18 protein-coding genes and 2 pseudogenes are annotated in these 21,037 nt (G+C 51.8%); 7 read left to right on the forward strand and 13 right to left on the reverse strand.

Features of this window, described 5'->3' with window-relative positions; genetic code table 11:
• Window positions 1–9 precede the first annotated feature (9 nt).
• The 3 genes from AC56DI_RS05080 to zapE are packed head-to-tail and all read left to right on the forward strand — an operon-like array spanning window position 10 to window position 3,334.
• Window positions 10–1,491, forward strand: coding sequence for an efflux transporter outer membrane subunit (locus AC56DI_RS05080; protein WP_496345204.1), 1,482 nt, complete (start codon window positions 10–12; stop codon window positions 1,489–1,491).
• Window positions 1,492–1,536: 45 nt separating this feature from the next.
• Complete coding sequence (gene trhA, locus AC56DI_RS05085; RefSeq protein WP_496345205.1) at window positions 1,537–2,154, forward strand: PAQR family membrane homeostasis protein TrhA; 618 nt, start codon at window positions 1,537–1,539, stop codon at window positions 2,152–2,154.
• 58 nt (window positions 2,155–2,212) lie between these two features.
• A complete protein-coding gene (zapE, locus tag AC56DI_RS05090; RefSeq protein ID WP_496345206.1) occupies window positions 2,213–3,334 on the forward strand; it encodes a cell division protein ZapE in 1,122 nt (373 codons plus the stop codon).
• Between the two features lie 10 nt (window positions 3,335–3,344).
• On the opposite strand, the gene AC56DI_RS05095 is transcribed toward zapE, so the two are convergent.
• Entirely contained in the window at window positions 3,345–4,706 is a 1,362-nt protein-coding gene (locus tag AC56DI_RS05095; protein WP_496345207.1) for a putative bifunctional diguanylate cyclase/phosphodiesterase, read from the reverse strand.
• 596 nt (window positions 4,707–5,302) lie between these two features.
• Here AC56DI_RS05095 and AC56DI_RS05100 point away from each other — a divergent pair.
• Both AC56DI_RS05100 and AC56DI_RS05105 read left to right on the forward strand, forming a co-directional pair.
• Window positions 5,303–5,617, forward strand: a complete 315-nt coding sequence (locus AC56DI_RS05100) for a hypothetical protein (protein ID WP_496345208.1) — start codon at window positions 5,303–5,305, stop codon at window positions 5,615–5,617.
• 160 nt (window positions 5,618–5,777) lie between these two features.
• A complete protein-coding gene (locus tag AC56DI_RS05105; RefSeq protein ID WP_496345209.1) occupies window positions 5,778–7,070 on the forward strand; it encodes a tyrosine-type recombinase/integrase in 1,293 nt (430 codons plus the stop codon).
• Window positions 7,071–7,121: 51 nt separating this feature from the next.
• Here AC56DI_RS05105 and AC56DI_RS05110 read toward each other — a convergent pair whose 3' ends face one another.
• From AC56DI_RS05110 to AC56DI_RS05130, 5 genes are all read right to left on the reverse strand, one after another.
• A complete protein-coding gene (locus tag AC56DI_RS05110; protein WP_496345210.1) occupies window positions 7,122–7,409 on the reverse strand; it encodes a hypothetical protein in 288 nt (95 codons plus the stop codon).
• Between the two features lie 33 nt (window positions 7,410–7,442).
• Window positions 7,443–7,679, reverse strand: a complete 237-nt coding sequence (locus AC56DI_RS05115; RefSeq protein WP_496345211.1) for an antitoxin Xre/MbcA/ParS toxin-binding domain-containing protein — start codon at window positions 7,677–7,679, stop codon at window positions 7,443–7,445.
• A 238-nt stretch (window positions 7,680–7,917) separates the two neighbouring features.
• Complete coding sequence (locus tag AC56DI_RS05120; protein ID WP_496345212.1) at window positions 7,918–8,139, reverse strand: BPSL0761 family protein; 222 nt, start codon at window positions 8,137–8,139, stop codon at window positions 7,918–7,920.
• Between the two features lie 137 nt (window positions 8,140–8,276).
• Entirely contained in the window at window positions 8,277–8,837 is a 561-nt protein-coding gene (locus AC56DI_RS05125) for a hypothetical protein (RefSeq protein WP_496345213.1), read from the reverse strand.
• 124 nt (window positions 8,838–8,961) lie between these two features.
• On the reverse strand, window positions 8,962–9,693 hold the full coding sequence (locus AC56DI_RS05130; protein ID WP_496345214.1) for a hypothetical protein: 732 nt from the start codon (window positions 9,691–9,693) through the stop codon (window positions 8,962–8,964).
• 247 nt (window positions 9,694–9,940) lie between these two features.
• Between AC56DI_RS05130 and AC56DI_RS05135 the strand changes: the two genes are divergently transcribed.
• Window positions 9,941–10,171: a helix-turn-helix domain-containing protein gene (locus AC56DI_RS05135; RefSeq protein ID WP_496345215.1), complete on the forward strand. Its 231-nt coding sequence runs from the start codon at window positions 9,941–9,943 to the stop codon at window positions 10,169–10,171.
• Between the two features lie 266 nt (window positions 10,172–10,437).
• On the opposite strand, the gene AC56DI_RS05140 is transcribed toward AC56DI_RS05135, so the two are convergent.
• The 4 genes and pseudogenes from AC56DI_RS05140 to AC56DI_RS05155 form a co-directional block, all read right to left on the reverse strand.
• On the reverse strand, window positions 10,438–10,800 hold the full coding sequence (locus AC56DI_RS05140; protein ID WP_496345216.1) for a histone-like nucleoid-structuring protein, MvaT/MvaU family: 363 nt from the start codon (window positions 10,798–10,800) through the stop codon (window positions 10,438–10,440).
• A 594-nt stretch (window positions 10,801–11,394) separates the two neighbouring features.
• Window positions 11,395–11,560, reverse strand: a pseudogene (locus AC56DI_RS05145) (DDE-type integrase/transposase/recombinase); the annotation flags it as partial.
• Between the two features lie 331 nt (window positions 11,561–11,891).
• Window positions 11,892–12,896 (reverse strand): diguanylate cyclase domain-containing protein, encoded by a 1,005-nt coding sequence (locus AC56DI_RS05150; protein WP_496345217.1) that lies wholly within the window; start codon window positions 12,894–12,896, stop codon window positions 11,892–11,894.
• A gap of 261 nt (window positions 12,897–13,157) precedes the next feature.
• The gene (locus tag AC56DI_RS05155) at window positions 13,158–13,910 is read right to left on the reverse strand and encodes a Crp/Fnr family transcriptional regulator (protein ID WP_496345218.1); all 753 of its coding nucleotides are present in this window, start codon (window positions 13,908–13,910) and stop codon (window positions 13,158–13,160) included.
• A gap of 462 nt (window positions 13,911–14,372) precedes the next feature.
• On the opposite strand from AC56DI_RS05155, the pseudogene AC56DI_RS05160 reads away from it, so the two are divergent.
• Window positions 14,373–14,514: pseudogene (locus AC56DI_RS05160) on the forward strand (IS1595 family transposase); the annotation flags it as partial.
• A 137-nt stretch (window positions 14,515–14,651) separates the two neighbouring features.
• Here AC56DI_RS05160 and AC56DI_RS05165 read toward each other — a convergent pair.
• The 3 genes from AC56DI_RS05165 to AC56DI_RS05175 form a co-directional block, all read right to left on the reverse strand.
• A complete protein-coding gene (locus AC56DI_RS05165) occupies window positions 14,652–16,232 on the reverse strand; it encodes a methyl-accepting chemotaxis protein (protein ID WP_496345219.1) in 1,581 nt (526 codons plus the stop codon).
• Between the two features lie 70 nt (window positions 16,233–16,302).
• Window positions 16,303–17,355 (reverse strand): HD domain-containing phosphohydrolase, encoded by a 1,053-nt coding sequence (locus AC56DI_RS05170; RefSeq protein ID WP_496345220.1) that lies wholly within the window; start codon window positions 17,353–17,355, stop codon window positions 16,303–16,305.
• Window positions 17,355–20,912, reverse strand: coding sequence for a PAS domain S-box protein (locus AC56DI_RS05175; protein ID WP_496345221.1), 3,558 nt, complete (start codon window positions 20,910–20,912; stop codon window positions 17,355–17,357). The genes AC56DI_RS05170 and AC56DI_RS05175 overlap by 1 nt, the downstream gene beginning before the upstream one ends.
• Window positions 20,913–21,037: the final 125 nt, after the last annotated feature.

The following is a 21,037-nucleotide window of genomic DNA, read 5'->3' on the forward strand; positions in this document are numbered from 1 at the left end:
AATTCTGCAATGACTTGCCTGTCCCTTGGCCGCCTGAGCCTGCTCAGCGCCGCATTGCTGCTCGGCGCTTGCGCCGTCGGCCCCGATTATGAGCGCCCGAGCACGGCTGTTTCGGCGCAGTTCAAGGAAGCCTCCGGCTGGAAAACTGCCGCGCCAAGCGATCAGCAACTGGGCGATGCCTGGTGGCAGCTGTATGGCGACGCCGAGCTGAATCAGCTGATCGGCAAGCTGAACGTTTCCAACCAGAATCTGGCGGCTGCCGAGGCGCAGTATCGCCGGGCCCGCGCCTTGCTCGGCAGCGCTCGGGCGGCGTTCTATCCGACCTTGTCGAGCAGTGCCGGCGTCAAGCGCTCGGGGCAGGGCGGTGGTAGCAGCACCCTGAGCACCAGCGATGGCATCAGCGTCAGTGGTGCCAACGCCGCGCAAATCTCCAAGAGCTATGACCTCAGCCTGAATGCAGCCTGGGAGCTGGATGTGTGGGGCAAACTGCGCCGTGGCCTGGAATCGAGCAACGCCAGCTTCGAGGCCAGCGCCGCCGATCTGGCCGCCATGCGCCTGAGCCTGCAATCGGAACTGGCCCAGAGCTACCTGCAACTGCGTGTGCTGGATGAGCAACTGCGTTTGCTCAACGCCACCGTGGCCGCCTATGCACGTTCGCTGCAATTGACGGAAAACCAGTACCAGGCCGGCATCGTGCCGAAATCCGATGTCAGTCAGGCGCGCACCCAGCTGCACAGCACCCGTGCCCAGGCCATTGACCTGGAGTGGCAGCGCGCCCAGCGCGAACATGCCATCGCCGTGTTGATCGGCGTGGCCCCCAGCGAACTGAGCATTGCCGTGCGCGACAGTGTGCCGGCGCTGCCTGCGGTGCCGCTGGCGTTGCCATCGCAACTGCTGGAGCGCCGCCCGGACATCGCCAGCGCCGAGCGCAAGATGATCGCCGCCAATGCCGAGATCGGCGTGGCCGAGGCCGCCTGGTACCCGGACCTCAGTCTGAGTGCCAGCGGTGGCTACAACGGCGGCAGCTTCGATGATTGGGTCAGCCTGCCCAACCGGGTCTGGTCCATCGGCCCGCAACTGGCCCTGACTCTGTTCGACGGCGGCGCCCGCCGGGCCCAGGTCGACAGCGCCAGCGCCAGCCACCAGCAGACGGTGGCCACTTACCGGCAAACGGTGCTCGACAGCTTCCGCGAAGTGGAGGACTACCTGGTGCAACTGCGCGTGCTTGAGCAAGAAGCCGGCGCCCAACAACAGGCCGTGGATGCCGCCGTGGAGTCGTTGCGCTCGCTGGAAAACCAGTACCGGGCCGGGATCGTCGACTACAACAGCGTGGTCAGCGTGCAAACCAGCGCCCTCAGCAATCAGCGCAGCGCCCTCAGCCTGTTGGGCACCCGCCTGACCGCCAGCGTGCAACTGATTGCTGCCCTCGGCGGTGGCTGGGACAGTGCTCAGCTACAAACCCCGGCCGAGAGCAGCCCGCCAGTGCAATAATCAGTCACGGCGGCGCCTGGCCGCCCTGGTTGGAGCCTACGGCTTATGTATCACGGGGAACGATTCAACGCCTGGACCCATCTGGTTGGCGCCGTGCTGGCTCTGGTAGGCGCGGTCTGGCTGTTGCTGCTGGCCAGTGCCAGCGGCGACAGCTGGAAGCAGGTCAGCGTCGCCATCTACGGCGTCACCCTGGTGTTGCTCTATAGCACCTCGACCCTCTATCACAGCGTGCAGGGGCCGGCGAAACGGCTGATGCAAAAGCTCGATCACCTGTCGATCTACCTGCTGATCGCTGGCAGCTACACGCCGTTTTGCCTGGTCAGCCTGCGCGGCCCCTGGGGCTGGTCGCTGTTCGCCACGGTCTGGTGCTTGGCGCTGATCGGCATGCTGCAGGAAATCAAACCGCGCTCCGAGGCACGCGTGCTGTCGCTGGTGATCTATGCCGTGATGGGCTGGATCGTCCTCGTTGCCGTCCAACCGCTGCTCGCGGCGCTGGGACGTGATGGCTTTGCCTGGCTGGCCAGCGGCGGCGTGCTGTACACCATCGGCATCATCTTCTTCGCCTACGACAGCCGTTTTCGTCACTGGCACGGCATCTGGCACCTGTTCGTGATGGCCGGCAGCCTGCTGCACTTTGTCGCTATCTGGCGCTACGTGTTGTAAGCCACAGCGGCGGTGCGAGGCCGTACAATGGGCGCCTCGCCGCTGAAGAAGCTATTGCATGACTGCCGCCTCACCCCTTGCCGCCTACCAGCAGGCCCTTGCTCAGCAAGGCTTTACTGCTGATGCGGCCCAGCAGCAGGCTGCCGAGTGCTTGCAAGCCTGCTTCGATGCCTTGCATAACCCCGACGCCGAAACCCACGCCCGTGGCGTCTACCTCTGGGGGCCGGTGGGGCGGGGCAAGACCTGGCTGATGGACCGCTTTTACCAAAGCCTGCGGGTGCCAGCCCGGCGCCAGCATTTCCATCACTTTATGCGCTGGGTGCACATCCGCCTGTTCCAGCTCACGGGCACGCCCGAGCCATTGCGCGCCCTGGCCCGTGAGCTTGCGGCCGAGGTGCGAGTGCTGTGTTTTGACGAACTGTTCGTCAACGACATTGGCGATGCCATTATCCTCGGCAACCTGCTGCAGGTGATGTTCGAGGAGGGCGTGCTGCTGGTCTGCACCTCCAACCACCCGCCGCAGCAGCTGTACGCCGATGGTTTCAACCGTGAGCGGTTTGCTCCAGCGATTGCTGCCATCGAGCAGCATATGCAGGTGGTCGGCGTCGATGGTGGCCAGGACCATCGTTTGCACCCAGGCGTCGCCCAGCCACGCTATTGGGTCAAGGAGGAGGGCAGTAGTGCCCTGGCTGCGGAGTTCCTGCGTTTGAGTGCTGGGCAAGTGTGCAGCGCTGCGCCGATTGAGTTGGGGCACCGGGCCATTCAGGTTGTGCAACGCAGCGAACAGCTGCTCTGGTGCCGCTTTGCCGAACTGTGCGATGTGCCGTTGTCGGCCCTGGACTTCATCGATTTATGCGACCGTTTCAGCGCGGTGTTTCTCAGCGACGTGCCGTGCCTGAGCGCCAGCCAGCGCCCGGGGCGGATCGCCCGCGGCACTGAAGATGGCGCCGAGCGGGTGGCCGCCGGCGACCGGCAGTTACCGGCGTTGTCGGTGCATGACGACAGCGTGCGGCGCTTTATCGCCTTGGTGGACGAATGCTACGACCGCCGTGTGCCGCTGTATCTGGAGGCCCAGGTGGCCCTGGATAAGCTGTACACCGAAGGCTATCTGTCCTTCGCCTTCCGCCGCACCCTAAGCCGTCTGCAAGAGATGCAGCTGCAGCGCTTCAAGCAGGGCTGACGAGCGGCCATCAACCATTGTGTGCCTGTGTGAACGCGCTGAAAGCTTCACGCGTCAGAGGCCTGCCTAGTAGATAACCCTGAAATTGCAGGCAGCCGTTGTCGAGCAGAAACTGGTGCTGGGCATGGGTTTCTACACCTTCGGCAATCACACTTAAGCCCATGCTTTGCCCAAGGCCAATCACCGTGCGAACGATGGTTTCACTGCTGGTGTCCGTCAGCACGTCAGAGACGAATGAGCGATCAATCTTCAGCTTGCTCAGTGGCAGTCGCTTGAGGTGACTGAGGGAGGAGTAGCCGGTGCCGAAATCATCCAGCGCGAATGTCACCCCATGATCGACCAATATCGACATTTTTCGCGTCAGATCCTCCAAGTCATGGACCACCATGGTCTCGGTCAGCTCTAGTTGTAAAAGACTGGCGTCGATCCCATAGCGTTTGATCAGTGCTAGCACCTCAGCCACAAATGTATGTTGGCAAAACTGTTTTTGACTGATGTTGACCGCCAGGCATAGCTCGCGATGCCACGGTATAGCTGCCCACGCCCGCAGCTGCGCGCAGGCGGTCTCCAGCACCCATTGACCAATCGGAATGATCAGTCCGGTTTGCTCTGCATGGTCGATGAATTCGGCAGGGGCGATCAGCCCGCGCTCCGGATGTGCCCAGCGCAGCAGGGCTTCTGCACCGATAACCTTGCCGGTGCTATCCAGTTGCGGCTGGTAATGCAGCTCGAATTGTTTGTGCGTCAGCGCATTTTGCAATTCGATCTCGAGCTCAGAACGATCAACTGCGTCAGTCTGCAAGACATGTAACAAGGCAAAGAGCATCAGCATTGCCGCACAGGTTTGAACCCAGGTCCCTGGAACGCGAATATCATCGGGCAGGGTATAACCTGGCAAGGGTGTCCATGATGTGGAGGCCAGCAAGGTGAAAATCAGCAGGCAAAGCAAGGTCACGCCGTAGCGCAGCCAAATGCTTTCGTCGCGAAACGCCATCAATGCCGCGACGCCCAGCGGCAAAAGGTATAGATGGGTGGCGCGCGGAGCGGCGGCATTTGGCACATCCATTATGGCTGCCATGCCGCTGATAACGACCAGCAGCACAGCAAAGAGCACCAGGTTGGCACTGCGCACATGGTGGCGCCATGACAAGCTAAAGACGGTCAGTCCGGAGATAATCAGCGCTATGTCCAGGGTGACGATCATCCAGGCGCCACGCAGCGCAAAAACGGCTGCCCAGATCACACCCATGATTAGCATTACCAGGCTGGCCAACATCCGCATGCGCCGTTCGCGGCGTTGATGGACCAAGCCAAGATCTGCGGAGTTCCAGAACTGATGAACACGCTTGAAGACCGATGATTTGGACGTCATTGAAATTTCCGGCAGGTCATTACTGGGCGAGTTGCTGAGGAACGGCCTGATGAAAGGCGCTACGTGCAGCCTAATTCAGGTTTGGGTTTGTGGCTAATAGGTTCGCATAATGTATATTATGTTAAATTACGTATTGCTAAGGGATGCGTGCTCAAACCCGAGTAAGCTGCTGCAACCAAGGCAATCCACTATCCGAGAACGCCGAAGGAAATCTTTAGTTAAATTCGGAAGGAACTGCGTGATAGCCGGTTTCTAAGCGTTATCTATTGATTACTTCGATCTTCTACAGAGTCCTTCACTTTACTGTCGCTGTATCAAGTCATTACCTGTTAAGCAGCCGCGCTATCCGCTGATTAGTTCCAGCGCAGCTGACAGCGGCTTTTTGCAAAATCAGCTCTTCCGGAAATCGTGATTTTGCTCTGTTATCCCTCGGGCCGTGCTCTTAATCATCGCATGTGGAATCTTAGCTTTGCAGAAAGAACTTGAATGGCCGTTTCGCTGCGGATGAAAGCCTAATCACTTTCACTTGAAACTTGACGTTATCTGCCCTAATAAGACTATGGCACTGCTTCGTGCCTACAGCTGAGGGAAGCCTAATGTCTCTTGAAAACCTACTTCCATCGCAGGTCGTGGACCTACTCGACAAAGTTCACACCCCTGCATCCCGCGCGGGCAATACCGTTGAACGTGTGGCCGCTTTGATTGAGGCAGGCATATCGCCGGAAGCGGTCGCGACCCAGATGACCAGTACAAGCTCAAGTGGCCAGGTCTACAACACTCAATCGATTCTGGCGCTGGTCAGCTTGTACGAGGACTGTAAAACTCGTGCCCCACTCACCAAAAAGGCTACAGAAGCACTGATCCAGGACCAACAGCAGTATGGGTTTAGTCCGGCAGGTACGCCGGCATAAGCTACTTATCACGGCTACGGCACAAACCAAGAAAGGTTTAGCCGTAGCCAACAGCACACTGATTTGCACATGTAATATCCGATAACTGTCAGACCCGGATATTGCATAACTGGCCTTGGACACGCAAGCTGGTGCCATTCCAGTGCCCTAGTGGTCCATCATGTCACGCATCCCTCAGCCGCTGTTCGATACCTTTGAGTGCTTCCACGAGCTCAATTTTCTTAAGTTCAGCAACGAGCGTCCCGCTGTCCATCAATATCTCAAGAGTTTCGAGGACGGCTGTCGCGCCGTTGACAGCTACTTGGTTGTGCGGGGTTTCTTGAAGTCGTACGCCGGCAACCAGTCAACCTTCAACTCCTTCAGAACGCACGTCGAACGCTTGCTGCTCTGGGCACTGATTGTGGCTCGTAAACCTCTCCTGGATCTGCGCCGTTCTGATGCTGAGCAATTTATGGAGTTCTGTCTTAACCCGCCCGCAGACTGGGTCGGCCCCATGGTCAAATCTCGGTTCAAACGCATCGGTGGGCGCAAGCGACTTAAATCGGACGAGTACGTAGTGAATCCAGATTGGATGCCATTCAGTTGCACCGTTTCTAAACGTGAGCGCAAGATGGCGGCGGAGACGATGAGCAGTCTCTCCTCACGTACTTACCATATGGCCCAAGGATCTGTGGCTCAGGTCTTCGCTGTCTGCGGTAGCTTCTTTCAGCATGCGATGGATGAAGGCCTTACGGAAGCGAATCCGTTCCGCGCCATTAAGCAGAAGTCCATCTACAAGCAGCGAAACACTATGGACGTCGCGTCTCGGTCCTTGACTGAGTTGCAATGGAGTTTCGTAATTGATACTGCGGAACAGATGGCTGACGATGATCCGGCCCAGGAGCGCACGCTGTTTGTCGTGGCGACGCTCTTTGCGATGTACCTCCGAGTGTCTGATTTGGTCGGGCGTGCTAATTGGCGGCCAACCATGGGGGATTTTCGGCGGGATACAACGGGTAACTGGTGGTTCCACGTTGTCGGTAAAGGCAACAAAGCTGCCAAAATTAGCGTAAGAGACGAGTACATTGAGCGCTACCTCGTCCGATATCGTAAGTCCTTACAACTGTCCTCCCTGCCCTCACCCCAAGAAAAAACGCCATTGCTCACCACGCTCAAAGGTCGCGGTGGATTGTCGGATCGGCATGTACGGACACTTCTTCAGATAGTGTTTGATCGGGCGTTGCAACGCATGCAGATTGAAGGTTGGAGTGAGGATGAGATTGACCATCTCCGCTCTGCCTCACTCCATTGGTTAAGGCACACAGCCGCGACGTTCGATGCACCGCTTCGCGACATGAAAGACCTCCAAGCGGATCTTCGTCATAACAGCCTAAGCACAACACAAAACACCTATTACAACAGTTTGGACGAACAAAGAGCTCGATCAGTTAAGGGGCTCAAAATGAGAAAATAACTCCTGAGATTGACTTGGGTGCATCGCGCCTGATTATCGTCATACAAGTTATTAACTTGTAGCTTCGCCCTCCGGGAAGTGGAGCAGAGTCTTCTTGGTGATTTTCATATGAGTCCCTAATTTTAAAGTGCCGTAAGGCTCAATTGAGCGTATGGCGACTCTTTCTGTCTTTGAGACCTTGAGCAACTGACCGTCCGTAACGACTAAGACGGTTGCTCCACTCTCTATCGCGATTTGGTAGGCGTTTCTAAATGCACGAGATGCAATTTTCGGAATATGCAACTCTTGTGCAGATATCTGTTTTTCAGTGAGCTGTTTCTTTTCCGATTTGTTCGACATAGTCAGCCCTCAAGTAGATGCAGTATGTCGGAGTCATACTAAGTTACCATATTCAATAGCGCTCAGCACGCGACGCACCTGAGCAGCCCCCTCATCGGTATCGCACAGCTCGATTGGCTTGGCATTGCCCAATGCAATGTTCTCCAACATCATCCAACTCAATGCGATTTTTTTGCTCTCAAATATACCCTCTGCCATGCGTGCAACCTCCTCCAGTCGAACAGTATGCTCAGCATCTGATGTGGCGGAGGTGCTTTTTTTAATCACCATGTAACGCTCCAGTTACGTTGTCTATTCGTGAGCTGTATCAGGTGGGCGTTTTCTGACGAAAAACGTGATCGGTAAGATTGTCATCTAGGATGATCGCTGCAAATTAAAGTGAAGTGCCTTGTTGCTAGAATCTGGCGGAGTAATTAGGTATTTATATATTATCTCGGCTAATAGTTTAATTAAAATTAATAATCGCCCCCTCCCCCATGGCCATTCGGGGATGTTGGGTTTGAGGATATTATTCAATTGTAGAGCTGAAAATCGGTGTGATAATCGACATTGCTGCATACCGCTCTTGGATCTTACCTACGAGCAAAATATCGCTGTCGCTTGGGTAGTGTCGCAAGAGGGCTACGGCGGTTTTACGGATTGACTCCGTTTGGGCTGTATCTCGTGAAAGCTCCTCCAGAAACTCACGGGTATGAATTACAGCTCGTGTACGTTCGTTTGCCATGGTCATGATTCACTTCCTCAGTATCTCGGCGAGCGCCACAAGATTTTTACCTACGGTGACGTTACAGTGGGTGCCGTCAAGTTGGCACGGAACTCTGCATAGGCCGCTAACAGCCATTTTTCATGGAGCTGGCCGACTTTAGGTTAGGTTCGCTCCTCCCGAGCGTTCAAAATAATTTCCATGCGCAAATCTGTGAGGTCGTCCTTACTGAGTGGATTAGCCTGCTCTGTGAAAGCGTATCGAATCTCATGTGACCCTAATTCATCCCAATCGCCGAAGATGAGTAGGAAGTGGGCGCCGCGGCATTTTGAAAGTGGCCCCATGTTTAACCATTCAGGGGTGCTGGCTACAAACACACTCATAATCTCGAGCATCTTCGCTTCAACATGCGAGGCCCCCCAGCACTCCGGGTGGTCGTAGTAATCATCGATGTACGCACCCAGGCACTCTCCGGGGCTAGCGCCAGCGACATAGTTCCGCGATGCATCGAACTCACTGTCACATGCTTTCAGGGATGCATAGGCGTCGGCCACCATCTGAAATGCGGTTTGGCGAGGATCGAGTTCTTCATAGCGACTGTGGTGCGTCTCCAGGTATACGAAAATCGGTACGCCCTCAGGGTAAGTAATCGGGTTGAGCTGCCAGCCAGCATCACCCCATACCAGAGGAATTTCGTTTGGCGTGAACATCTTTGTTGGACTCATGCAATGTCTCTTATGTCGCTGGTTAAGTGCGTTAGTGCAGAAGATCAGTACAAAAACCAAGGAGCCCTCGTGAACTAAGCCAAGGCCCTAAACCGCCTAGATCGTGCCCGACTCAAGCTCATTATCAATGGCCAACTGGCGGGTGAATCAATGAAACTGCGGAAGCCTCAACCATTGTTTGCAGCATGCCCTCAATTTCAAAAATATCCTCAAGCCCCCCTCTGAGCATGACCTGTAGGGCAGACTGCCCTGAACATGCTGGATTACTGCTCGGTCGACGCAACCAAGACACCGTGTCATTCGGGCTATCGAGTGAAAGGCTTTTCAATATCTCGGATATATAACTGTACCTACCAGCGCGAATGATTAACTCGCAACGTGCCATTGAGCTAATTTCTTCGCAACGGTCTAGGTCTGGTAAAAGCAAGTTGACCTCGTGAGGAGAGCAGCCCCATCGAGAAAGTATTTTTGTCGCTCTCAATAAAAAAATGCTGAGGTCTTCATCAGGCATCTCATGCAAACGGCTCCACCAACCACTCAGCGCCATCCACATAGTCTCGATGTAGTTCGCGTGTTGATAACGTTTGCGCTCACTGACTTGCGATGCATTGGATGTTCTAATCCACCGACCTAGCTGCGATTGCAGGCAGTACTGGCACAAATCAATAGCCACATTGGCACCATCACCAAACAACGAGTCATAACCGCCCGTGAATTCGACGCTTCTGAACTCGTAGAACTCTCGGTCAAAATGGTTTGCTGTTAGTCCGCACCGATCACATAGCATTTCTGTAAGTACCTGCGTGCTAGTCGTGATTATATTTCGCACCTTTGCCCTCTCGTTCTTGCCAGCCACAGGAAATTCCTTAGGGCACAACTCGCCGTTTCAAACGTATATCCAGACAACGGCGTGAAAAATCTATTGGGAAGCGGTTTGTATCACTGCAAGCGCCTATGTCCGAGAGATGCTCTATACCCTAGGCCAGGATGTGAAGCTGGCAGCGGGGGTAATTACCACTCAAAAGCACGTAAATATTCACACTATACTGTGAAGACGAGCCGCCATCCATAGCCGACAGTCGCCTGCTGGCATGGGAGGCGGCGTGGAAGTAAGTCTTGAGTTCGGAAGAGTGCTGCGACGGCTACGTTTGGCTGCCGGGCTAACACAGGAACAGCTCGGTCAAGAAGCTGACCTGCAGCGGAATTACGTCAGTCTCATGGAGCGTGGAGTCAATCAACCTACAATCACGACGATCTTCAAGTTGGCTACCGCGCTCAACATCTCAGCTTCCGAGATGATCACTGAAGTCGAAAAAAGCTGTATCAAGCACTGAGAGACCCTTGTGCCGCCACAGCCGAGTGCAAATACGGCACACGCAGTCAGGGCATCGGTACCGAAGCGCTCGCATTCGCGGGGGCCAGCCTACGGCCTTCTATAGATACGACACTTGGAAGTCCCTCTCCGTAAGTGCTGTGCGTAAGAGCCGCCTTAGCCTGCTTCACTTTCCATACTCTACCCGTCGTCCATGCGCTACTTTCCGGTGGTAATAAAAAGGGCCCTTACGGACCCTATATTCAACTCAATACTGTATGACAGGCATTATTGGATACGCCAGCTCTCTACAACATCCGAGCCACGCTCTGCTTTCCAGGCTTTCAAGGTTTTCTGGTTACCACCCTTGGTTTCGACGCGCTCGCCAGACTCAGGATGAACATAAATTTTTACGTCGCGCTCTTTGCGCTGGCCAACCGCAACTGCAGCGGGGGCACGACGAGATGATTTCGGGTCTAGAATGTTGATCACACCGCCCAGATTGACATTGTACTCTGCCATCAAATCGCGCAGCTTTCTCTCGAACTCAATCTCTTTTTTAAGGGCACCATCGTTTTTCATGGCTTCTAGCTCGGCGAGCTGAGCTGCAAGTTGTTGTTCAAGTTGACGGAATTCGGCGAGACGAGACATTAGGTTTTACCTTTGTGGTGATTGCAATGATCTATATATGGTAAAGAGTTATGAAATTCAATTCATAGCGCCAAATTAACTATAGCTAGCTAAGCCCATTAGCTGTATTCACTAGAAGCACAATTTCTGAAGTGACCATGCATCCAGTATCGTTTCGTGCTCCCAGCGCTTAACTCGTCACTGCGTGCTGGGAGTGCAATGCTTCTTGAGGGAGCAAGCAATTTTCTTAAAGGTACAACTGGGCTAATTAAAGGATCTCCCCTAGTGATGCGTTGCGAGTGACCTAAATTTCGCAAGAGGAAATTCGCCTTGATACCTGTGCTGTATGCACAGGCCAATCACGGACTCACCCGCGAAGCGAGCGAGAGTGCACTGGCAATCCTGCAGGGCTACAAGATTCATCTCAGAGGCTTCAGGACTGACTCGTTGCAACACGTAACAAGGCCTTAGCCCAAAAAACCGCCCTGAGGGGCGGTTTTCTTATTCGCAAACCTTGGTGAGGCCATGGTTTGCATCTCACTGGATACTCTGACAGGGGGAACATTAGAGTGTACCGCCCGCCCGGTCAATCATGCAGGTTGCATTACCCGTCACGTAGCGCCACAGCATTTGGCGAAACTCGATGCTGGTGTAATGGGCCTTGATCGGAGTGAAACATCAACTGCTGTGGGCAACCACGCGACTCAAAGGCCACGCGCAAGGCGCGTGTTGTGAGCTGATAGTTCGGTCGATTGGAGAGCGCCCATCGACTTACCGGCCTCGGGGATTGAATAGCCTTGATCCAGAACCAAGCCTGCCGCTTCGAGTTTGAAATCTGTACTGAATGATCTTCTGGTCACGTAAACACCTCATTGCTGGGCGAAGCTTAACGCCCTATCGGGGTGTCCAGAATCATTGAGCCACAACACCAGCGGCACCCGCGCCTCTAGTGAACCTCGACTCAAAAGCTCGAACCACGGCTCCCAGCAGCCCTACACAAGCTCCAATTACCAAGCCATAAGCGAGTTTTTGACCTTCACTGCCTGCTTTAGGCCGACTTCTGCCAGAAGCTTCAGGCTGGAGTCGGCCAAGAGCGGTCATGCAAAAACGCCTCACTTAGCGCTCCCAAGCCGTTTACGCTCACGTTTATTCTGGTACATAGCTTGGTCTGCATGCTCAAGCAGGGCATCAAGATCGAGGCCGTCTTTGATAGCGACTGCATAACCAATACTGACGCCCAACATCAACTGACGTGATTCGTATTGGAACGGTTGACAGATCGCTTTCTGGAGTCTTTCAACACCCTCAGCCAAAAAGAGCATGCCGTTGGTGGGTTGCAAGATGACTCCAAACTCATCACCGCCCAGGCGAGCGATAGTGTCCGACTTGCGAAGGGTGTGACTTGCCCGCTTGGCCACTTCACAAATAGCAGCATCTCCTGCGCGATGACCGTAACTGTCATTGATCGCTTTTAGGCCGTCCATATCGAGCATTAGCAGTCCGAATTCAATGCCCTCTCGCTCCACACGCGCTAACTCATTTCTGATCCTGTCAAAGAACAATGCTCGGTTGCCTAGGCCTGTCATTTCGTCATGCGTGGCGCGATAGTAAAGATCATCTATTGCATATTTTGCTGCGAAAAACATATCGGCGCTGAGCACCTCGGTGAGCAAGCCCAAAACGGCTTCGTCCACAGAATCAAAGGTGCCAACAACTCTAGACATCACCTTCAGTACACCGACAGTCATGCCTGAATGCACCAAAGGAAAAGCCACCATTGAGCGGATGTGCATTCGCCGGCATGCCACACGATCAACTCGATTATCGGTTTCTGTATCGATACAACGCGTGATCTCACCACTCAGGACGCACAAGCCTGACAGGCTGCTGGTACGCTTCAAACGCAGCCCTAATTGACCTGAGGCGACACCAGAAACGGCGCGATAGACCATCTCATCATTTTCAGTCAATTCAATAACCGCACCATCGGCTTTGACCAGATCAAGTGCGCGGTCAACGACAACAGACATGACCTGCGCCAAATCCAGCCCGTGCTTTGCCATCTCGGTCTGGATACGGATGATTGCCACAAGCTGATCACGGCTGGGTAGAGTCACGTCTGGTTCGCAAGGCATACACCACCATGACTTTACTAGAGCACTAGAATAAGTTTTTAGTGTAGCTCCAGTAATGGCCTTTAGCCTGCATCAGAGAGGGATTACCCTGCTTTTGGCGCTAGGGGGTTGTGACTGAACAAGCCAAATCCGAGGTAAAGGTACTCCGTCAAGTAAGCACAATTGCAACGACTGAGTGAACACTCAAGCGTTACCAATCGCCAGCGATGACTACCGGTTTTAGACGATTCTTACTGGTCACTATTACTCGGCAGTAGCCAGTTCGGGCCCATCTCCTTCGGCCAAAGCAGGTCTGTACCCTGGGATTAATCGTTCAGTTTCCTGCTTGACCTTGGCATAGCATTCACAGCTCAGTTGTTCGAGCATATTTCGATTAAGCACCGTGATAACCCCGCGACAGTATTCGATAACACCTAACCTTCGCAGTGTACCCGCAGCCTCAGTTACACCCTCACGACGAACCCCGAGATTATTGGCTATGCGCCTCTGGGTCAGAGCCAGCCGATTTCCCGGCAATCGATCCAGCGATAACAGCAAGCAGCGGCACAGCTGTTGGAGAATGGAGTGATAGCGATAGCACAATGATGTATTTGAAATCTGGATAATGAGTGTCTGGGCGTAGCGCAGTATCAGCATTTGCAGCTCACCGTGGCGGTAGAACTCATCCTGAAGCAGCTTTCCCCGCATCCGATACGCTTGACCAGCACTCTGTACGACTGCACGACTGATTGTGCTTTCGACTCCCATAATTAGAGAAATACCGGCTAGCCCTTCATTACCTATTACCGATACTTCCGCTGAATCACCGTTTCCCATCACGTGGAGCAGCGAAATGATTGAGTCAACAGGGAAATAAACATAACTGATAATTTCGCCTGTCTCGTAGAGAGTTTCCCCCTGCGGCAACACCACCGACTCCATGAGCCTAAATAGACGCTTCTGAGTCGCCTCTGATAGGGCTGCTAGCAGGTGGTTTTGCTGCGGCGTGAAAGCCATCTCAATATCTCTAGCTAGGTAGCGGGGATCTGAAAGTTCACTGTAGCGCCAACAAAACGGGTTATCCGTTCGATACCGAACATAAGACTTTTCCGCAGTTGTTGAAAAAGGTGGCAGTGCTGTCAGCGCAACTTCGTACGAGCGTGACAGTCAATGCCAGCGCGCAGCAAAGCAGCAGCTTCCAGTGGGCAAACTGAATCGCGGCTAGTTTCATAGATACACGCGAAGGGGAGCTTTGGGTCGAAATTGGCCGAAAACCGCCTATCACGACGTGCGGCTCTCGGCCCAGAGTGTGTAAAAACACTTTCTTAGCCGTTATCACGAACCCAATCGGAGGAACACTTTCTACACCTCGTTTACCTCGACTTGCCAGTAATCAAGGGGGGGCTTGCCTTGCGTATCAGTTCCTTTCTGAGGGTCGCTATGGATGTCGATGACCAAGATCCCCTTATTGGGCTCGTGCGTTTCCATGGTGTGGCGCAAGCATCTCGTCAACTATCTGGGTTGGCGCCGCATACTTGAGCGCTACGGGCAGACAATCCAGCCCAGTTACTGCTTGCAGGAGGTAGTTGGCCGACCCATGCAACACGTAACTGGGACATAGCCTTTTAAATCGGCAAGGGCTGAGGTCAGCCAGAAATACATGGCTAATTCAGTCCCTCCCTAGAGGGTATGTCTAGTCCGCGTCAGGGGTAGAAATATATATCATGTTTTTTTCCAGGCTAAATCCGCGAGCATAAGTTATACAGCCCGCTCTTCCCAAAAATGCTGAGATAGTTTATGCATGTCACCGGTTAACTGTGCGACCTTACTTGCACTAATAGAGTTATTTTCGCCAGTGTTAACATTTTTGTCAGCAGCATCACGGATGCTAATAATGCTCCGGCTGATGCTCTCGCTTACTGCGCTCTGCTGTTCAACGGCTGCAGCAATTTGCATATTCATTTCCGTGATTTCATTCACTCGCTGGCCAATGCCGTCAAGCGCACTAGCGGCCTGTTGGGCATGGCTAACATTCGATTGAGCTTGTTCTCGACTTTGCTCCATAACGCTCACTGCAGAGCGAGCAGATTCTTGCAAGGCGGTAATCATTTGCTGAATATCCGTTGTGGATTTCTGAGTGCGCGCGGCAAGACTACGCACTTCATCGGCTACAACAGCAAAACCTCGGCCTTGCTCTCCCGCGCGGGCGGCCTCAATGGCGGCATTGAGTGCCAGCAAGTTAGTTTGGTCGGCTATACTGCGAATGACATCCAAGACCGTAGATATCTCGCTAGTGTTGCTTTCCAGTTGATGAATAACGTTCGTCGCTTGCTGAATATCGCTAGCCAGCGCCTGCATAGAATCCCTGGTGTGAGCGACTAAATTTTGCCCTGAACGGGTTTCATTGTCGGCTTTTCCTGCTGCGTTAGCAGCGTTCTGCGCATTGCTGGCCACCTCTTGGATACTGGCAGCCATCTGATTAACAGCTGTGGCTATTTGCTCAGTTTCAGCTTGTTGCTCTCTTGTTATTTCATTGCTGGAGTCAATCTCGCTAAGCAGACTATTGGTATATGCTCCAAGTTGATTTGCGGCATCCCCTATGCGGCCAATAACACCACCAGTTGCGGCCTGCTCCATGCGTAAAGCAAAGTCAATTTGGCCGAACTCATCGTTACGCCCACTGAATAAAATCTGGCTTATTGGGTTATTGGCGATTTTGCGAGCTTTTGTTGCTAGCATGCTAAGAGGTGCTAGAAACATATTTATAGCTATTGAGCTAAACGTACATCCGAGCCCTATAGCGAGCAGGACTGAGCCTAGATTCGTATTGAAAATACTGTATGCGCCGAGAAAGCTCAGTGCAATAATAAAGCAAACAAAAGCAGACAACTTCGTGGCTAGTCCTAAATTAGACTGTGTTCTTGGGGGATGGCCGGCGCGTAGGTGGGTATATAGCTTTTCAGCCGCTTTGATCTGATCATGCTCAGGCTTGGTTCGAACTGACTGATATTCGCTAATATTGCCATTTTTTCTTATAGGAGTGACATATGCGTTGACCCAGTAATGATCCCCGTTCTTACACCGATTTTTGATAAGCCCCATCCATGATTTTCCAGACTTCAAGGTCGACCACATATGTTCGAAAGCAGCCGGCGGGATATCAGGGTGCCTGACAATATTATGGGGTTGCCCGATTAGCTCAGCCTCACTAAATCCACTTATTTTAATGAAGTCTGGATTAACATAAGTGATAAAGCTTTGCGCGTCTGTGGTGGAAAGAATATTTGCCCCTTGAGGCAGTTCAATATTTATTCCGGTTACGGGTGAGTTATGCCGCATGGATTTTATCTAGTCTCGATATTATTTTTTGAGTTATTGGGGGTTTTATTTTATTTATTTTAAGATATAACTAGGAGTTCTTAACGTGAATGTCTAGAATTTCATCTAGGTGCCCTAAAAAAATACTAACTACTACCGGATCAAAATGAGTGCCTGCACTCTCTCTGATTAACTGTACAGCATCATCGAATTTCCATGCTGCCTTGTAGGGACGGCTAGAAGTGAGCGCATCAAATACATCCGCTACCGCTACAATACGCCCCTCGATGGGTATGTCCTCCCCAGCTAGTGACTGCGGATAGCCACTGCCATCCCACTTTTCATGGTGGGTCAGGGCAATAGTTCGCGCCATGCAAATTAGTGGCGAATCTCCATGCTCAAGAATTTTACCGCCAATGCTTGGGTGCGCTTGCATAATAGCCCACTCATCGGAATTCAACTTTCCAGGCTTTAATAAAATGGAGTCGGGGATACCGATCTTGCCAATGTCGTGCATAGGGCTAGCATAGAGTAGAAGATCGCACTGGCTGTGAGGCCAGCCTAAATACTTAGCTATTAAGGCGCTGTATTGGCTCATTCGCACAATATGCAGCCCAGTTTCATTGTCACGATATTCGGCTGCGCGCCCCAAACATTGTACTGCCTGAATATGCGCCTCATTAAGCTTCTGCGTACGCTCTTGAACTAACTGCTCAAGCATTGCGTGATTATCATATAGAAGTCGAAGGGCTATTTGTGCATCAAGCAAGTTGCGGACGCGCATCAATAGCTCTGCGCGGGAGAATGGTTTACTCACGAAGTCGCGCGCACCTGCGGCAAGGGCCTGTAACATCTCATCTTTACCATTCTGCGCCGTAAGAATGACTACTGGCGGCAGTAACGGGTCATTAAGCATCTTTAGTTGTTCGAGCACTTGATAGCCGTCGAGATGCGGCATGTTGAGATCCAGTAAAATTAGATCTGGGCGCATCTCTAGGTAGCTGGAAATAACTTGTCGTGAATCCTGGATTAGTACTGGGGTGGCGTAGCCCTGTTGAGCTAGTATTTTCTTCAATAACTTGAGATTGGCAGGCTCGTCATCCACGACCAAAATACGCGCCTGCGAAAAATGTGGATGTACCATTAAAACTCCTTGGCTGTCGGGTTAAGGTAGTTATCTAAGATTACAAAAAGCCGGTGAAAATCTATAGGCTTAGTGATGTAGTCATTGAATCCTGCCCGCTGCGCTCGCTCAAGGTCTGCCGGCATCGCATTAGCCGTAACGGCAATAATTGGAACTTTGCAAGTTCGCGGGTCGGCTTTAAGAATATTCAGTAATTGATAACCATCCATGCCCGGCATATTTATATCAAGCAGGATCACATCGGGATGCTGGGCCATAGCGCTTTCCAACCCGAGTTCTGCCGAACTAGCAGTGATCAATTTAATGTTAGAGTTTTTTTCTAGATAGTTATTGATCAGCTTTAGATTTATTGGGTTGTCATCTACGCACAGTACACACTGTGCAGCAAGATTGCCGGTGTGTATGATTTTTTCTGTCGGCGCTTCGATGGTAGGTGCGTTTACTTTAATGGCCGATAAATCAAGCCAGAAAGTACTGCCTTGACCTTCTGTGCTTCTGACACCAATGCTACCGCCCATTAATCCTGCTAGCCGTCGAGCGATAGTTAAGCCAATGCCGGTTCCTTCAATATCACTGTATTTCGCATCAAGTCGACTAAAAGGCTGGAAAAGCTCATCAATGCGTGCGCTAGGTATCCCCATTCCGTTATCAGTAACTTCAATACGCCATTTACCAATTTCGTGACAATTAACCGTTACGCTTATACGCCCACCATCTTGGTTATATTTAACTGCATTAGATAGTAGGTTGAGCAGCACCTGCTTCAAGCGCATACGGTCAGCTTGAACAATGGCATTGTCTGGCACGGAAAAAATACTCGACAGGTGTCGAGTCTGTGCCAAGGGTTGAACTAATTTCCAGCACTCCGCGAGAATCCCCTCTAAGGACACGGGCTCTATAGATAGGCTAAGTCTGCCAGATTCAATTGTGGCCAAATCAAGAATTTCATTGATCAGCTCTAGCAGGTGCTGCCCTCCCTTGAGGATCTCCTTCACATTATCGAGTTGATCTGCATCCAGACCATCGTCGCACTCAAGTATTTGGGCGAAGCCCAGAATGGCATTCATTGGTGTGCGCAACTCATGGCTCATGCTTGAGATAAAGTCAGATTTAGCTTGATTGGCCAAATCAGCAGCCGCCCTGGCTCGATCAAGCTCACTACGACGGGCTATCTCTGTACTGAAGTCGGTAAAAATATTGAAGAGATATTGCGCTTGGCTGTGCTCATTTTTTACTAGCCCGACGAAGCTACTGGAAATAAACTCCGTGCCATTCTTGCGCCTTAATGGTAGATAGCCTTGCCAGTTTTTACCTTGAGCAATGTTTTGCCAGAGCATGGTTGAGTATTTTGCATCATCGTCTGCCATCAGCATGTTAAACGCTTTACCAATGCAATCGGTATCGGTATAGCCAAGCTCATTGCGCTGAGCGGTATTTTGATAAATCAGGTGGCCTTGTTCGTCTGCAACACTGATGCACTGCTCACTAGATTCGAAAATTTTACCGAAAAGTGTTAGTCGCTGCTCCGTAGTTTTGCGCTGCGTGATGTCTTGGATTTGGCAGACGAAGTGTAATGGTTGCAGGTCGATATTACGTACCAGGGATACGTTCAGCGATGCGATAATTGTGCGGCCATCTTTTGATATATAGCGTTTCTCGAACTGCTGACTGCTAAACTCATTGCGAAGAAATTGGTTAATTAAATTTATATCATTCGCCAAATCATCAGGGTGAGTCATCGCCTGGAAGTTGAGCCCTAGTAGCTCTTCGTTACTAAATCCGAGTGTCTCGCATAAGGCGTGGTTGACACGCAACCAGTGGCCATCAAGACCTATCAAAGCCATACCAATTCCAGAGGTATCGAACGCGCTACGAAAGCGCTCTTCACTTTCCTCCAGTTTTTGCTCGGAAATTTTCCGCGAGTGAATATCCTGAGTAATTCCGAGTATGCGAACAACTCGCCCACTGGCGTCGCACTCCGATAGTCCTCGCTGTAAGAGCCAGTGTGACGTCCCGTCTGGCCAAATCACCCGATGCTCGACTTCAAAACTTGTGCCCAGCGAGAGCAAGCCCTCAGTGCTGCTTGGTACTAGTGGTAAATCATTGGGATGTATAAGAGTCAGAAAAAATTCATAACTGGCATTGGAAAGCGGTTCTGCGTAGCCAAGTAAGCCTGCAATCGACTCCGAGAGTTGTACCGTGCGCGTATCAAAGTCAAACTCCCAAGTTCCCACTCGACCGGCAATTTGGCTTAACTGAAGGCGCTTATGGCTGATGCGTAAAGCTCTTTCACTGGCTTTGTGTTGGGTTATATCGGTACGTATTGAAATGTACTGATGAGGGTTACCCCGCTCATCTAGAAACGGCACAATACTGGCATCAACCCAATACAAATCCCCGTCTTTTCGGCGATTACACACTTCACCGCGCCAAGGTTCACCATTTCGAATGCTCGTCCATAATTTTTTATAGAACTCAGGCGGGTGTACATCCGACTTTAAAATTCGATGATTATTACCAATCAATTCGCTGCGGCTATAACCACTGATTTTGCAGAAGAGCTGGTTTACATGAAGAATTTTCCCTTGAACGTCGGCCACACTTACGATTGCGTGTTGATCAATTGCGCTGCGAAAAGATTTCAACCGGTCTCTAGATCTATCTCTTTCTTGTACCAGTGCTAGAATGCTTTGCTCTCTAATCTGCATCGAATTAATACGCTGTTTAACAATTCCTGCGATTAGATCGGCTGCGAGAGGCATGGGGATCCAGTCAATCGCATTAAGTACATTGGCTTGGCGAAGTTGATGTGCACAATTTTCACTGAGCAGTGCAAGTACTGGAAGGCTCTTTGTCGCTGGCCATTGTCTTGCAATCTGAATAATATTAAATACCTGCTCGAAAGCATCTTCCAGTTCGACAACTAATATGTCAGGCTTTGTCTGCTCCAATATTTTTAGCGAATGGTCAGCTTCACCACTCAAAATAACTTCTAGCTCCTCACCACGCAGTGCCTCACTCAGCTGATTTGCATGCGGTGCATCCGAAAGAAGCAGCACGCGAGGCGCGGCAGTTACTTGTGCTTTATTGCGACTAAACGTTTCGATCAGTTGCTCAATCGAACTGCTGCGGTGGATGAACTGGCGGACACCACGCCCAAGCCAGTAGAACTGCTGATTGAGGCTGTTTTGATCGTCCGTGATAACGATCCAGTCTTTACAGTCGTTAACTTTGTTCAACACGAATGTTTGCTGCACCTCTGTAAGCGTCTCCAGCCAGTCCAGAGTGCATAGCAATAAATCGCTGCTTTCCAATCGAGGCAACAGTTCAGCATCAGAATACTGATGCATCTTGATGTTTATGGCCTGAATTTTTTCTGTAAGCGGCGCCAAACTTAATGAGAAATAACCTAACGCATGGACCTCCAGTGAGCTCGCGGATTTTTTTTTGTTCGCCATAAAACTCACTATTAAATTTTTTTTCGGAAAGTTATACATATTTACAATATCCACAATCAACGAGTGGGTATAGCTTTGCGGCTTGCCGATAAATACCATGAATGATTAATCATTGATTTTTGATATTTTCGCTACCAGACATAGGGTGATCTGAATCGCTCTGTTTCAGGTCAACACATCTGAGGGGCGTCTTCTGGTTGTGGATTCAACCGATCGCCTTATGT

It is taken from the genome of Pseudomonas sp. BGA-UO-ETr-WB11, assembly GCF_059567785.1.